Annotated in this window: 13 protein-coding genes and 2 pseudogenes; 11 read left to right on the top strand and 4 right to left on the bottom strand. The window is 34.0% G+C overall.

What is annotated here, in order from left to right; translation table 11 throughout:
- Window positions 1–93 precede the first annotated feature (93 nt).
- From AB9L17_RS19965 to AB9L17_RS19955, 3 genes are all read left to right on the top strand, one after another.
- Complete coding sequence (locus tag AB9L17_RS19965; protein WP_068985319.1) at window positions 94–465, top strand: HesB/IscA family protein; 372 nt, start codon at window positions 94–96, stop codon at window positions 463–465.
- A gap of 174 nt (window positions 466–639) precedes the next feature.
- Window positions 640–1,668, top strand: a complete 1,029-nt coding sequence (locus tag AB9L17_RS19960) for a tyrosine-type recombinase/integrase (protein ID WP_375199682.1) — start codon at window positions 640–642, stop codon at window positions 1,666–1,668.
- A gap of 330 nt (window positions 1,669–1,998) precedes the next feature.
- Complete coding sequence (locus AB9L17_RS19955) at window positions 1,999–3,282, top strand: hypothetical protein (RefSeq protein ID WP_375199681.1); 1,284 nt, start codon at window positions 1,999–2,001, stop codon at window positions 3,280–3,282.
- Window positions 3,283–3,421: 139 nt separating this feature from the next.
- Here AB9L17_RS19955 and AB9L17_RS19950 read toward each other — a convergent pair whose 3' ends face one another.
- The 3 genes from AB9L17_RS19950 to AB9L17_RS19940 all read right to left on the bottom strand — a co-directional run bounded on the left by AB9L17_RS19950 (window position 3,422) and on the right by AB9L17_RS19940 (window position 7,012).
- Window positions 3,422–4,219, bottom strand: coding sequence for a phospholipase D-like domain-containing protein (locus AB9L17_RS19950; RefSeq protein ID WP_375199680.1), 798 nt, complete (start codon window positions 4,217–4,219; stop codon window positions 3,422–3,424).
- Window positions 4,220–4,504: 285 nt separating this feature from the next.
- Window positions 4,505–5,302: a TIR domain-containing protein gene (locus AB9L17_RS19945; protein ID WP_375199679.1), complete on the bottom strand. Its 798-nt coding sequence runs from the start codon at window positions 5,300–5,302 to the stop codon at window positions 4,505–4,507.
- Between the two features lie 924 nt (window positions 5,303–6,226).
- Window positions 6,227–7,012: a DUF6414 family protein gene (locus AB9L17_RS19940; RefSeq protein ID WP_375200817.1), complete on the bottom strand. Its 786-nt coding sequence runs from the start codon at window positions 7,010–7,012 to the stop codon at window positions 6,227–6,229.
- Between the two features lie 451 nt (window positions 7,013–7,463).
- Here AB9L17_RS19940 and AB9L17_RS19935 point away from each other — a divergent pair, with 451 nt between their 5' ends.
- The 6 genes and pseudogenes from AB9L17_RS19935 to AB9L17_RS19910 all read left to right on the top strand — a co-directional run.
- Complete coding sequence (locus AB9L17_RS19935; RefSeq protein WP_375199678.1) at window positions 7,464–8,099, top strand: recombinase family protein; 636 nt, start codon at window positions 7,464–7,466, stop codon at window positions 8,097–8,099.
- A 530-nt stretch (window positions 8,100–8,629) separates the two neighbouring features.
- Entirely contained in the window at window positions 8,630–9,688 is a 1,059-nt protein-coding gene (locus tag AB9L17_RS19930; RefSeq protein WP_375200816.1) for a toll/interleukin-1 receptor domain-containing protein, read from the top strand.
- Window positions 9,689–10,033: 345 nt separating this feature from the next.
- Entirely contained in the window at window positions 10,034–10,771 is a 738-nt protein-coding gene (locus tag AB9L17_RS19925) for a hypothetical protein (protein ID WP_375199677.1), read from the top strand.
- Between the two features lie 177 nt (window positions 10,772–10,948).
- Window positions 10,949–11,704 (top strand): hypothetical protein, encoded by a 756-nt coding sequence (locus AB9L17_RS19920; RefSeq protein ID WP_375199676.1) that lies wholly within the window; start codon window positions 10,949–10,951, stop codon window positions 11,702–11,704.
- Window positions 11,705–11,720: 16 nt separating this feature from the next.
- Window positions 11,721–11,846 (top strand): hypothetical protein, encoded by a 126-nt coding sequence (locus tag AB9L17_RS19915; protein ID WP_375199675.1) that lies wholly within the window; start codon window positions 11,721–11,723, stop codon window positions 11,844–11,846.
- A gap of 479 nt (window positions 11,847–12,325) precedes the next feature.
- A pseudogene (locus AB9L17_RS19910) lies at window positions 12,326–12,436 on the top strand (iron-sulfur cluster assembly accessory protein); the annotation flags it as partial.
- A gap of 251 nt (window positions 12,437–12,687) precedes the next feature.
- On the opposite strand, the gene AB9L17_RS19905 reads toward AB9L17_RS19910, so the two are convergent.
- Window positions 12,688–13,140: a GNAT family N-acetyltransferase gene (locus AB9L17_RS19905; protein WP_223555809.1), complete on the bottom strand. Its 453-nt coding sequence runs from the start codon at window positions 13,138–13,140 to the stop codon at window positions 12,688–12,690.
- Between the two features lie 216 nt (window positions 13,141–13,356).
- Between AB9L17_RS19905 and AB9L17_RS19900 the strand changes: the two are divergent.
- A pseudogene (locus AB9L17_RS19900) lies at window positions 13,357–13,461 on the top strand (iron-sulfur cluster assembly accessory protein); the annotation flags it as partial.
- Window positions 13,462–13,701: 240 nt separating this feature from the next.
- Window positions 13,702–13,905 carry an NUDIX hydrolase gene (locus AB9L17_RS19895; RefSeq protein ID WP_317853403.1) on the top strand — a complete coding sequence of 68 codons (204 nt, stop codon included), beginning with the start codon at window positions 13,702–13,704 and terminating at the stop codon, window positions 13,903–13,905.
- The last annotated feature ends 186 nt before the right edge of the window (window positions 13,906–14,091 follow it).

Below are 14,091 nucleotides of genomic sequence, written 5' to 3'. Positions count from 1 at the left end.
ATATTAGAATTTTTACTAAAAACCCTCTTGAGCTGAATGTTTGTCATACAATAGTCAAAATTGATATGATAATAAATAAGGAAGGTGATTGGGATGACAAGTAAGCAAGTAATTGAAGTTACTGAAGCTGCAATCTTTCATATTAATGAAATGATGGAGCACAATGAAGAGCAAGGATCTTTTTTACGTGTAGTTGTTAATGGTGGCGGATGCAGCGGTCTATCGTATGGCATGCATTTTGATAAAGAGAAAAAAGAAGATGATTTTGAAGATATACAACATGGTTTAACAATTCTTGTTTCCCGTGAAGATGCGCCGATTTTAATGGGAACAAAAATTGACTATAAACAATCGCTAATGGGTGGTGGCTTCACCATCGATAATCCAAATGCAATCGCATCATGCGGCTGTGGCACGTCTTTCAAAACGGCGAAACGTGAAGGTACACCTGAGATTTGTGATTAATTAAACGTGATATAAATGTTGAAGAAGGATTGTAAATTGCAGTTAAAATATGAGTGTACACAATCCCGATAATATGTAAACACAACCCTAAAATAGCTTATTTAGGGTTGTGAATACCAAGTCTCTGTGATTTGTATGTTGCCAAAACATAACATATTGTGGAGGCTTTTTTGTATGGTTTTAAAAAAGAGAAAACGAATAGCAATTGGAAAAATGACAATGGAAAAAGAATATCCAAAGATTACTTTTGAGCAAGCGATTGACCTTGTGGTATCTGCTAAAAGTGCAGAAGGGCTTCGACCAAGAACATTAAAAGATTATCGTAAAGATTGGGGCTACTTTGTTAAATGGTTAGAGCAGACCTATGAGATTGAGACGGTTGATGAACTAACGCCACAAATTTTTCGTGATTATATCAACTATCTTAAGTATGATGCGAAAAAATATGAAGGGCATAAATTCATTAAGGAAGAACAAGGGCTAGGATTGGCTGATACAACAATCAACATTCGATTACGAGTGTATAAAGCAATGTTCAACCATTTAGAGCGTGAGGGATTGATAGCGTTTAATCCTATGGAGTCTGTAAGGCTGATAAAGCAAGATATAGACCTGACAAATTGCTTTACCGATGAAGAAGTGAAGGAGCTTTTCAAACAGCCTGAGAAGCGTGATTACGTTGGCTTTCGTGATTATGTTGCTATGACGCTTCTATTAGATTGTGGGCTTAGAGCAAATGAGTTATTGAGCTTACGAGTGGCTGATATAGACTTTCAGACACGCTTCATAACGCTGAAAGCTGAGGTGAATAAGAATCGTAAGCCTCGTATTGTACCAATGTCAGGTCATTCGGTAAAGTTACTCATACAGCTTATGGGAGAGAATAAAAAGCATTTCACCACTGATAGAATCTTTTTGTCGCAGTGGGGAGAGCCTTTGGGGCAAAATCATTTTAATAAACGCTTGAAATTTTATGCTGAGAAAGCAGGAATCAAGGGCAAAAAGGTTACTGCTCACGTTTACCGTCATACATGGGCTAAGAATATGACTCTTAATGGCTGTGATTCTTTCACACTTCAAAAGATGGGTGGTTGGAACGATATTCGCACAATGAGAAGATACATTCAGATGGATACAGAAGATTTGAGAAAGACACACGATAGTTTCTCGCCTGTGATGAATTTATTAAATAAGAAGAAATGATGATTTTGGGTCTTAGGTTCAGGTAGTCATTTTTGCACCAACAAATTGTAGGTTAACAGAAAGAGTTGTCAAAAAGTTATTAGTCCTGTATAATGTATTAGATAGGCACTTGAAGCCATTATATGAAACTTTACATTTACAATGAAACCTAAACATTAACTGAGCCATTACAGGCTATATTATATGAAACCTATTACATTCTACTATTGAAGCGGTAGACAATACTTAATTGGACTTTTCTTAGAAATAAGAAGGTCTGATTAGTGTTGTCTACCTTTTTTTGTTGGCTCTGAGTACCTAAATGATAATTTAGGAAAAGGAAGATTTAAAATGTATCACTTTACTCACAACTGTTTTGACACAAACCCCCATGTAATATCTGCTATTGATTTACTTCAATTTGTACATGGAGATAATGAGCGATTTGCCCAACTATTCCAACTTAGAGAGGAACAACCTAAGATGGTGAGTAGGATAGGTAAAGCTATCTATTATGAGATTCCTCAGAGTGAATGGTTAGGGAAAGATGTGTATTTTTCCTTAAACACTTTTAAGAGCTATAAGAGAGTAGCAAAAGACTGTGTAAGACTTAATGCACTCTATACAGATTTAGATTTCTATAAAGAGGGAATTGATTTAATTGAAGCACGCTACCTAATTGATGAAATGATAGCTAATGAAGTCATATTACCACCGAACATTATCATTCACAGTGGGCGTGGTCTACAGCTCATTTGGTTAATGGAGTATATGAAGTATGACATTTATCTCAAGTTGTGGGGGCATATGCAGAACGAAATATACAAACGATTCCAACACCTTCATTCTGATAGTAAAGCGAAATCGGTCACGCAGATTTTTCGTTTAGCAGGAAGCATTTCGTCAAAAACAGGTGGTATTATACGAGCAGAGTATTTAAGAGATGCTCGTTACTCAATTGGTGAAATGAAGGAGTTTCTTTTACCTGAGCTTCCTAGTAAACTGAAAGTGATAAATGAGGAAGCCGTTGCTCCAAAGACTAAGAAGAAAGAGGGAGACAAAAAAGCCGTTAGTCATTTATTGACAGAATATAGCTTGAATCAAGCACGTTTGAAAGATTTTGAGAAGCTTCTTGAAATTCAACCTGTAGTGAACCGCAAGACTTTATTGTTCAACTATGCTATTTGCGGTAAAGCAGTAGGGATGGATGATAAGTTGATTGAACGAAATTTGCAACGCATCAACGCAAGCTTCTATAAACCATTGCCTGATTCGAGAGTAAGAGGAGCAATAAATTCAGTGAACCAAGTGGCATATAAAATGACTAATGCTACACTGATTGCTGATTTGAATATCACGTTAGAACAGCAGAGACAGCTTACAACAATTATTAGTAAGCAAGTCAAAAAGGAACGAGAGCAGAAGCGTAAGGAAGCTAAGAGAAGGGAAAATGGTATTCGACCAATGGCTGAGTATCAAGAATCACGTAGAGAGCTTTCAGATGAACGGATGATGGCTTTGAAAAGGCTAATGGAGCAACAACCCGAATTGAAGAATAAGGAGCTTGCAGAGTTACTAAGTTGTTCTGAAAGTACAATAAAGCGCATGAAATCGAAACTTAAAGGTAGCTCATGAGGATTCCACTTAGATGTATTATTACTACTAGCCCTTGATAGCAGTACAGCTAGGGAGTGGGTAGAACTTATCCATATGATTAGAGGAAGGATAAATGTATCGAGTACAGAACCCCTTCCTCTAATCATTATATATTATCCTAACTAAGTTTTAATTCGATAAACCTTCTCGCATACTGTTCGGCAAGTTCTCTACTAGTGATGAAGTTGTAATCTTCCTTATTATATTGAGCTTTTTTTGACCAATTGTATGAGCCACTCATAACATTCTTTAAATCTACTATGCAAAACTTATTATGATAAATATTGTCATCAAAGTAACCAAAAGGCAATTTACGATAAGTTTCAAAATAAGTCTCAAAATCAAGATTGGATGAATTGTTTATGTGGTCATCATTCATAATTATTTGAACGTTCACACCACTTTGTGCTTTGCGCTTTAAAGCTTCAAATAGTGTTTGGTCAGTAAACCATGCTACAGACAACCAAATATGAAACTCTGCTTTGTTAATATAGTTTAAAATTGAAGCCTGTATGTCCTCAAATGAAACCTCTATTGAAGGGGTTTCTTCAAGTAAGGCATTACCTTCTGTAGCAACTACAATATACTCTTGTTGAGCATTTAGTTCAAAAGAATAACCGCAGTATTTAATAATACTGTCAAGTGAGTTCTTTATTTCTTCAACAGAATGTTCTGTACCTTCATAGATACGAGAGTGAACTAAGTAGTTTACTAAATTTTCAAGCTTTTTTGTACTATTCATTTTAGAAAGTTTTTCTAAAGTGTATTCTTTTCTAGAGGGGAACCCTTTACCATATACCTCTCTATATCCACCATATTCATTAAATAATTCAACTAATTCAGAACCTTTTCTGTAAATTGGTTTTTCATTAATATATTCTACTAGTTTTTTTATTGCGAATTTGTCTAAATTCATATATTAGCTCCTTTGGGAATATTCTAGTCCATTCTACCCGATTTAGACGCTCGTTCAAAGCCATACAAAACACAAAACTAAGATTAATAATTACAAGAGTAAGCACTTAGCTGATTCAAGCTTATAGCAACGAGTGTAGTAAGCTACCATAGTCATTTAACGAGCCTGTGAGTATTGATAGTGGAGCAGAGCCATTTTTGGGGCTGTAGGAGCAATTAAGGGAAGTATAACAAAAGGACTTGTGAGTACAATTTTGATACGCACAAGCCCTTAGATTGATGTGAATTAGATTTTCATGAAATCGACGTTATATCCTGTAGCTACCATTTCTTTAGCGATTTCATATTTCCATGCACCGCTTTCGTATTTAACATAGACAACACCTGAAATATCGTTAGGTAATTCAAGGTCTTCACCTTTATGTAGGGCAACCACATTATTGCGACCTAGTCTAGCGATAAAGAAACCATGTTCAAAAACAACATTTTGTCTTGCTCTACTGCGAAGCTGTTCAGATGATTTTGATTTACCTTCATCACATGGAGAGTATAGAACAATAGCAAAACCTACATCGGAGTTTTTCTCTATTTTCTCTATAATTGTATTACCTGCATTAGCTTGTTCATGAAGTATTACTGCTTCAAGACCTAATCTTTCTACAAATCGTGCAACTTCATTTTTTAAACCATCATCATGACCATGTACTATGAATACTTTGTTGCTTTTTGTAGGTTCGTCTACTTCTGTATCTAAAGGTAAAGTGGGAGTAGGCGGGAAAAGTTCTTCTTCCAACTCTATTTCTTTTATAGCTCCATTCAATACGCTTATCATTGAAGTTTTACCTCTTTGAAAACTTCTCATATATGATTCTGTGTTATCTGCTCCTAAGGCTACCATACTAGGAGTGAAACTAATTTTTTTGAACTTTTCAGTATGGGTTGAGTTTTGGCTGAAAATTTTAGTAAGGATTACTTCTCCTATAGATAGATAATCTGAAAGATTTGATGAACCTCTTTGATATTCCATTTTCTGCATCTCTTCAATCAGATTATTTATTAGTTCCTTTTTCTTATTATTGTCCATTTTGATTTAACCTCATCTCTACTTTTTTACTGAATAAAACCTCTATATACCATAGAAATCATATCATAGTAGAGATTGAGTTGGTAGAAGAATGGTAGATGTGCAATAGGATAGATTGATTGTTACAATTTACCGAGACGATAACGACTGAGTAATCTAGAAACCTATTCAACAATAAAGCGCAGCGATTCATGGAGAAATTCCTATACAATACTCAAATTAAATAATTATCCAAATAGTAGCGGTATTTAAGGGTAAGTGTATCATCATCTAAAGTGCGTGATTGTGTACAGATGTTTTCATAGAGGAACTAGGGTCTTTACGATAGCGAGTACGATTACAATAAACAACCGTTTGATGTGAGAAAAATTCATTTCATTTGTTTTGAAAAATACTTATCCAATATCGAATAAACTATCCAAAAAGGCAAAGGTAAAGCAACTACATATGCTCTCTGATTTGCAGGTACATTGTAAAGTAATAAAATTCCTATAACAACAAAAGGTATCAACAAAACCCAAAATAGTTTCTTTTTAAAATGTGACATATATTCTTTCCTCATTCTTGCTTTTATAATTAAATAATAGGTTATTTGTAAAAGTATAACATGTTTGGAAATATTGGTGCAAAGAAGAGTGGATGACTAACAAGGGAGATTGACAGTTACAGCAGGGCAAAACGATAAGGTCAAAACAGATTCAACTTTGAGTTAGCTTATAACAATAATTGTAGTAAGCTCTTAGAAGCATGTAACTAGCCTGTGAGCGTTGATTGTGGAGCAGGAGAATCATTTACACAGGTTGTCTAGTTGTTGTTACAAAGTCATGTGAGAAGCTACAGGAGAGGTTGGGTAAGCATAACAAAAGGACTTGCGTGAGTGATTTTCAAACGCATAAGTCCTCCTGTTAGTAGCTGTATCTTATATCACATATATATAGCTAGAATTTCTAACTGAACTATATTTCTATCTGATTCTATATTTTGAATACCTTTCATAGGACTATCGTCTATCTCTCTACGCAAAGCTCTGTTCAATGAAAATAAATCTTTCATAATATCAAATAATACGATAGGTTTACCGTTAGAAATATCTTTTTTAGACAATACTTTGGCTAAAATGGTTAAGTCCTCGCCTTCGTAATCTTCAAGTTGTTCTAAGCTATATAAAAGGTTATTTGGATTGAGTTTTGCAAATCCGATTCGGTTTTCTAATACTTCGCTCTCTAAGAACATCGGAATTTTAGTACTTTCTTTTTGGAAAATAGCTTTGAACAGTTCTTCCTGCTGAGGATTTTGTAATTCCATGCTACTCGATAGCATAGGCTTAAATTGATTAATTAAGTCCATCATGTCAAATTCTTCGGGTATATTTAGCTCGCCTTCAAATCTAACAATGGATGTTCTTGGAATTGTTTCAAAATCATTGGCAACTTTACATTCTAAGAAATCGAAATAGCTATCATTACTTTCCTTTTTCAAAGCATCTTCAAATTCATTACAATCTATTAGAAAATTGTTAATGATTTCGCCTTCAAATTCGTTGCTATCAGAAAATTGTCCGCTTAAAATAGGAATTTTTCCATTAACAGATTTGTCTTGTTTCATTTTAACGTTCTTAATAGAAATTTGTTTTTCTCCCTTTAAAACAGCAAAATAATCTGCTACTTTTTCAGAATCAAAGTAGATAAGGTTTTTGAACAAAAAATGCACGTCCTTTCGGTAAAACATTGGAAATTATATATTTTGAAATTATATCATGTTAAAGCATTTTTAGGAATTAAAGGTCTGAATGGAGATAGATACATTTTGCTGTTATAGTATCGACACGATAAGGTCTAAATTCCTTTAAAGTGCAATCAACTTAGAACGGAGCGGTATTTACATGTTAAATAGGCTATGAATGTCCTGATTAATGTACCAATGGAAAAGCGTTGATTCGTAAGTTGAAAGGGAATATTATGCTAACACCAATTATAATAACGTCTGATAATAAGTAGCAACTAAACCTTTAGCGAGAGGTGCGGACACTTTTAGTTTGTAAAGGCATACCTTTAGCAACTACCCACAAATGACCTAAAAGGTGTTGATTAAGGTATTGATTTATATTTATAAACGTTTATGATGAAGGTACAACCTTTACAAACTGAAATGAGGACCTAACATGACAAACACAAAAACTTTTGGATATGTACGAGTATCAACAAAAGACCAAAACACCGACAGACAATTAGTAGAGATGCAGAAATTAAATATCAACGAGCGTGACATTTTTATCGACAAAGCAAGCGGTAAAGATTTTGACAGACCACAGTACCAAGCACTAAAAGCACAATTGCGAGCAGGCGACTTACTTTATATCACATCATTAGACCGTTTAGGTCGTAATAGTGACGCAATCAAAAAAGAATGGAATGAACTTACTCAAGTTATTGGTGCAGATATAATTGTAATTGATATGCCATTACTTGATACACGCAAGTATAAGGACACAATGGGTAACTTTGTTGCTAACTTAGTCCTAGAAGTGCTTACATTCATGGCTCAAAGCGAGCGTGAAAAGACACTAGCACGACAAGCAGAAGGAATAGCAGTTGCTAAAGCCAAAGGAAAGCACTTAGGTAGACCGCAATTAAACCTTAACACTTTGACCAAGCAACAAAGAGTAGACCTTGAAGCCAACTATCAAGCATGGAAAGTGAAAGAAATCACAGGTGTAAAATTCATGGAGAAATTGGGGCTGAAAAAGAACTCATTCTACAAGATAATCAGTGAATACGAAAATTCAATTGAAGCATAAAACCTTGATACATAAGGCTTTATGACCGCTTCTTAAAACATAGAAGTACAGGTAAAATCATCGTTTTATTTTGAGTGGGATGCAGAGTGATAGATGGCTTGTCAGAGGGCGTAGGGGCTTCGTAGCTCGCTCCCTAGAAGTCGAGTTGATACATTGGTCAGTGAAGGTCAGAAGCGTGTCACAGAGCCATTTCAAGTGTTACATGGCAAGGCTTAGGTAGGGGGCGTAGTTAGCGATATTTTGAAGATGATGAATGAAGAATCAAAGCTACCTGCTACACGCACACCAAAAGGAAAATGAAGCGATACGAGAGCAAATTTGTGAAATTGAAGTGTATTGGAATCACTGATGATGAAATTAACAGTATTATGGAAGGTTTTATACTTGGATAGCAATTTGCATAAGAGTAACCTTCAGAAAAGAAGCGATATAAACCTAATGTTTATATCCTTTTTTTGTTATGTACATAAATTGTTATGGTAAGTTATACTTTAAATGGAATATTTTTAGGGAGATGATTTATTTTGACTATGATTTTTATTAGCCATTCTACTAGAGATGGCGATTTAGCAATAAAGCTTATGGATTTACTTCAAACTCAGTTCAATTTACAAAGAGAAAATTTTTTTCTAACATCTGATGAAGAACTTAAGTATGGTGAAGATTGGATTGAAAGTATTAGAGTAGGTATGGATGAAGCAAATTTAGTATTACCATTGATTACACCTAATTTTTTGGGAAGTCAGTTTTGTTTATGTGAATTAGGAGCGACTTGGGTTAATCAAAAGGCGTTAGTACCTATAATTCTTCCGCCACTTAACCATAGTGCTTTACAAGAAACACCTTTTCGTTCTTGGATGCAAAGTTTGACACTAAACTCTGAACAAGATTTAGCTAGATTAGCTCAGACAATGGTAGATAAAAATGTTGGGAAAGTTAATTTCCCTAGATTTAACACAAGAGCTAAGGCATTTTACAATGAAGTATTAGAGCCGTTTAAAGTTGAGATGGAGAGCAGGGAAGTGATTTCTGAAGCACTAGTAACTCAATTGAGAAAAGAGTTAAAACAATTCAAAGAAGCATATGACGAGGCGGAAAAAGAGAGTGAGCAGCTAAGAAAAGAAAATGAAGCCTTAAGAGATATGAAAGACAAAGAGGAGGTTAAAGCATATGAATATTCGAATATGGAAGATTGGGAAATGTTTACTGAGTTAGTGAGAAAAGTTAGCTCTACTTTGAGAAAACTCCCTAAAGTGTTACCAAGTGTATTATTTCAATCATTTAGATATGACAATAGAAAAAGTGATGAAAGAGGTTTATATTCACCGTCTGCCAATGATGAATTAAAAATTCTTGAAAATAGAGGATTTGTTGTATGGGATGATGGATGGCAACCAAATGAAATTCATCCTCAGATACACACAGCAAAGATTGCTATACAGGAGTTAAAAAAATTCTTAGACACTAACCTAACAGAAGAATTAGAAGTACGGTTTAATGAAGAATACGAAGGATTAATTTTTGATATGGCTTACTCTGATTTTTGGGAGAAGATTTTAGGGTTAATCATTTATCATTCAGGGGAGTAAACTCATTTTTTTATACAAAGCTCCAAACACAAATATACAGTTCGCTGAATAGAAATAGTAGTTAATAATACTATGCAATATTAAAAAGTATTATTTACCATAAAATTGTAAAGTAGGAGTAATGGTACATAAAGCTGTTAAGGTAAGACCATATAAGCGTATCCGCATGAGGCGTTTAGAATATGTTCGAGAGAATTAACGCTCGTATCCAACACGCTAGCCAAGTGAAACTTTTGAGTGAGGGTGAACTCTCCATAAGTTAACTTTGGTGGTGGGTTGCTAATGAATAAAGACTGAGAGAGCTGAAACAGGCTCTCTTTTTGATTATGTAAAAAGTAGGTGGAGATGGTGGTAAAAGCACAGTTGTACTTATATCAAAAGTTGCGTGAAAGGTTTCAAAAACCTTATGATTATTACATTGATGTTTACTTTAATAAAGTTACTTTAGTTTTTAATAACTTGGAAGAAGAAGCTAATGAGATGGCACAAAGTCATTATGAAGAGTTAGGACAGTACTTCGACCCTGATATACATGATGAAGCTGATTTTGCAGATTTTGCGTTTGAAAAAGGCTTGGAATATTATGAAGCTGTTTCTTTGGTTAAGTACAATAATCAGTTGATGTGGATTTCTACAATGTATCAGTTTTGGGAACAACAAGTAAGGAAGTTTTTATATGATGAAATTACACATTCAGGAGTAACTCTATGTAATGAGAAAGGTCAAGAAATTGATTTTAAAAACTATTGTACACGTGGAATAAATGCTATAAAAGAAGAGTTTGCAGATTTTGGACAAGACCTAGAGAAAATGAAGAGATGGTCAGATATAAATGAATTGAGATTGTTAGCTAATGTTATTAAACATGGTGATGGTGGTTCTGCAACAGAATTAGAAGTCCTAAGACCTGATTTCTTTAAATCTGAAATAACTGAGAATAACTTATTGAAAATTCATAGAACAGTGCTTAATGAGCAAGTATTGAACGTGAGTGATTCAGATTTCATTAAGTATAAGGAAGCGTTACAGAGCTTTTGGGAAGAGCTTCCTGAACGACTTTATTGTGAGATACATGAGGTATGAAGTTGGAAATCATTCATGATTTAGTGAATTTATCCATACCTATTTTTTTTAGTGGAATAGGAAGTTTCCTGTAGGCTTGACTATGCTGTGGGCTAAATTTTGTAACGTGTACTCTATAAGTTCCTATTTCAATAATACGATAATTAATAGGTAAAAATTTTTTGGGGTGGTAAATTGGTGTTCAAACAGCGTAAATGGATTAGTAATGAAATACTTAATTGGGAAAGCTATTCTGATAGTAGTGTAGTCCTTGAAAAAGAGAAGGGCGAAAGAGCATATGAAATTTGGGAACATGCAAAAAGCCAAATTGAGAACAATGAATCGGAGTTTCATTTAGCTGATGGGATAACTAATTTGAAAAGAGCTTTGAATCATCGATTGAAGTTAATTGAAGAAATTTATGGTTTTAAGTTCATAAAAATAAATAATAAACCTAAGGGCTATATGGAGATACTAGAAGTTTTTGGTGTTGTTAGACCGTTCTTAATGAAACGTTTGTTAACAATTAGAAATGGTATAGAACATAATGACGAAAAACCACCTTCATATGAGCGATGTTTAGAGTTATTAGATGTTGTATGGTACTTTTTAAAATCAACTGATTCGATGGTGCAATTTGCTGTAAAAGATTTAGCATTTGAGCTTGATGAGGAAGGTGATAAACCGTATTATTTTGGCTTAAGATATGTACAGCAAGAAAGAGATATATTTATTATTAATGGTAAGATACCTGAAAAATTAATCTATGATGAACCTACACCTAATTCTATTGAAGTAGTATTGAGCGAAATTGAGGGAGTTAAGGATATAGGGCTTTCTATGGCATATGAAGAAAAAGTACTTGAACTATCACGTGGCTCTATTCATGGAGAAATAATTCTTAGTGATTTCGAGAAAATAAGAATTATCAATAAATTTGCGTTCTCCTATTGAGTGAGCAGATGTGAGTATGGCAGAAGGCAAGAGTAAGGTCAAAGAATGGTTTGTGAGCGTTCCTGTGAAGCCAACTGAACAAATTGGACAATTGAGTTCCAATGGGCGTACAGAGGAAGCTCAAGTGTTAAGAAAGCAATAAAATAAGAGTAGCAGAAGCGGGATAAACATTTAGTATATCTCGCTTTTTAATTTGAGATTAGTCTTGGTACAAGATTAAATGACAACATTAAGTTGAAAGTCATGTAAGCTACATAAGCCATCTGATGGGCTGTAGGAACGTCTGTGAGAAGTGCTGTGAGTGAAGTTGACTCATTCTTTAGCGATGCTATTAACTCTTGTACTCTTGTGTAGCTTATTGTGAAAAGAAGGTAGGGGGTGTTTTCCGATAATGTGGTAGGGTATCTTCTTATATGTAGGCTACCTGTATCAACCACACGAATTGAGGTTGCTAACGAAACGACAAACCACATTTAGTAATGGTTTTTCTATGTTACTTAGGGTACAATCGAATCAGCGATATACACAATCATAGAGGCATGGGATACACAATCCACTCTGTGATTTACAATCCATCAAAACATAAACAAACGTTGATATAACAACATTTACGTTAATTAACTAATGGGCGGTGGCTTCACCATCGATAATCCAAATGCAATCGCATCATGCGGCTGTGGCACGTCTTTCAAAACAGCAAAACGTGAAGGTACACCTGAGATTTGTGATTAATAAGCGTTTATCTATAAGTATAGGATGCATAATGAATCACAGCTAAAAGGTAGGTACACAATTCCAAAAATAGATAAAAACAACCCTAAATTAGGCTAAAAAGGGTTGTGAATAACGAGCTTCTTTGATTTGTCATGTTGCAAAACATGATAAATGAGGGAGGCTTTTTTTAACTTTGATTGGAAAGTTGAATCGTTGCAGAGTATGCCCTTCATTAAATTATAATATGGTCACATTACATCAATAAAAGTTTATAATTTCTTTTCAAAGAAGGTTAAAGATAATTGTTCATTTATTGTAACTTCTTTAGTCTTTTCAAAGCCATTCTTTAGATAGAAATTAACTGCAGGAGTGTTTTTCGAACCAGTTGCCACTTTTACTTTTTTAACATCAAAATTACTTATTACGAAATTTAAAAGAAGCTGGGCAATTCCTTTTCTAAAATGGTTCGGATGTACAATTAATCTGTGTATATTAGCAATATTGTCATCTTCTACTTTTAATGATATTGCGCCACAAAGCTCTGTATTTTCATAATAACCAAAGAAAGTTTCTTCGCATTTTTGTAATGTATCAACAGTGTCTTTCAATGGAGGTATTTCATAGTAGCCGATTATTTTAGCTTCTACTTCATAAGATGGTATTTGAATAGATAATACTTCTTTAGCGTTATTTCTATCACTGATGTCAATTAATTTAATCAATGTAACCCCTCTATTCCTTTTCCTAAATTTCTGCAGTTTTTTATACAGAATATTTATTATATTGAAAATTATAACATGGCATATTGCGAATGGGTATCAATATAGTAAATGTACAACAATTGAGATTGAACGTTATAGACGACAAATTGATGAACCAATTAAATCCACACTGTTTTGATTGATAATCCGTCAAAACATCAATAAACATTGATATAACTAACAGGCGGTGGCTTCACCATCGATAATCCAAATGCAATTGCATCATATGACAAGTCTTTAAAAACGGCGAAACGTGAAGGGATGCCTGAGATTTGTGAGTAAACATAAATAAAAAACTCCCCATTTAGTTTTGGCTCTAAATAATAAGCTTCTTTGATTTATGATGTTGTAAAACATTGTGAATGAGGGAGGCTTTTTTATGACCTGATGGGAATATAGTTAATGTGGTAAGTGTCGATTATTTATGACTTGTAAATTAAATAGTAAAGGAGTTGAACCACCATTCGCAAATTTATCTTAACGTCAGGGGCTGTTATTTTAAATAAACAAAATAAAATACTTTTGAAAAAGGATCCTATTAGAGGATGGGAATTACCAGGTGGCTGTGTAGAAACAAATGAAACAATTAAAGAAACGGTTATTAGGGAAGTAAAAGAGGAAACTGGTATTGAAGTCGAAGTTATTAAATTTTGTGGTGTTTCACATGAAATAAAAAATAGTATTTGTAATATGTGGTATTGGCGGGGAGCTACAAACGAGTTGTGAAAGTTTAGAGGTCGGATTTTTTGATGTTGAGGAAGCGTTGTTATTAATAGAAAATGAAGATTTTAAACACGAAGTATTACATTGTTTAAATTGCGGAGTAGAACCTTTTTATATTTCTTTTTGAATATAAACTTCATTTAATATGAAATAAGCCACGATTATTTTTTCTAATCGTGGCTTATTAAT

Source organism: Lysinibacillus sp. RS11, assembly GCF_042019215.1.
Classification (GTDB): domain Bacteria; phylum Bacillota; class Bacilli; order Bacillales_A; family Planococcaceae; genus Lysinibacillus; species Lysinibacillus xylanilyticus_A.
The sequence above is the reverse complement of the archived record's forward strand: the minus strand, read 5'-3'. Positions and strand labels throughout refer to the sequence as shown.

What these genes read in the sequence shown, in the direction of transcription:
- AB9L17_RS19935 (WP_375199678.1), top strand. Translation starts at nt 7,464, where the DNA reads ATGACAAACACAAAAACTTTTGGATATGTACGAGTATCAACAAAAGAC.
- AB9L17_RS19950 (WP_375199680.1), bottom strand. Translation starts at nt 4,219, where the DNA reads ATGAATTTAGACAAATTCGCAATAAAAAAACTAGTAGAATATATTAAT.
- AB9L17_RS19955 (WP_375199681.1), top strand. Translation starts at nt 1,999, where the DNA reads ATGTATCACTTTACTCACAACTGTTTTGACACAAACCCCCATGTAATA.
- AB9L17_RS19965 (WP_068985319.1), top strand. Translation starts at nt 94, where the DNA reads ATGACAAGTAAGCAAGTAATTGAAGTTACTGAAGCTGCAATCTTTCAT.
- AB9L17_RS19930 (WP_375200816.1), top strand. Translation starts at nt 8,630, where the DNA reads ATGATTTTTATTAGCCATTCTACTAGAGATGGCGATTTAGCAATAAAG.
- AB9L17_RS19925 (WP_375199677.1), top strand. Translation starts at nt 10,034, where the DNA reads ATGGTGGTAAAAGCACAGTTGTACTTATATCAAAAGTTGCGTGAAAGG.
- AB9L17_RS19960 (WP_375199682.1), top strand. Translation starts at nt 640, where the DNA reads ATGGTTTTAAAAAAGAGAAAACGAATAGCAATTGGAAAAATGACAATG.
- AB9L17_RS19915 (WP_375199675.1), top strand. Translation starts at nt 11,721, where the DNA reads ATGGCAGAAGGCAAGAGTAAGGTCAAAGAATGGTTTGTGAGCGTTCCT.
- AB9L17_RS19945 (WP_375199679.1), bottom strand. Translation starts at nt 5,302, where the DNA reads ATGGACAATAATAAGAAAAAGGAACTAATAAATAATCTGATTGAAGAG.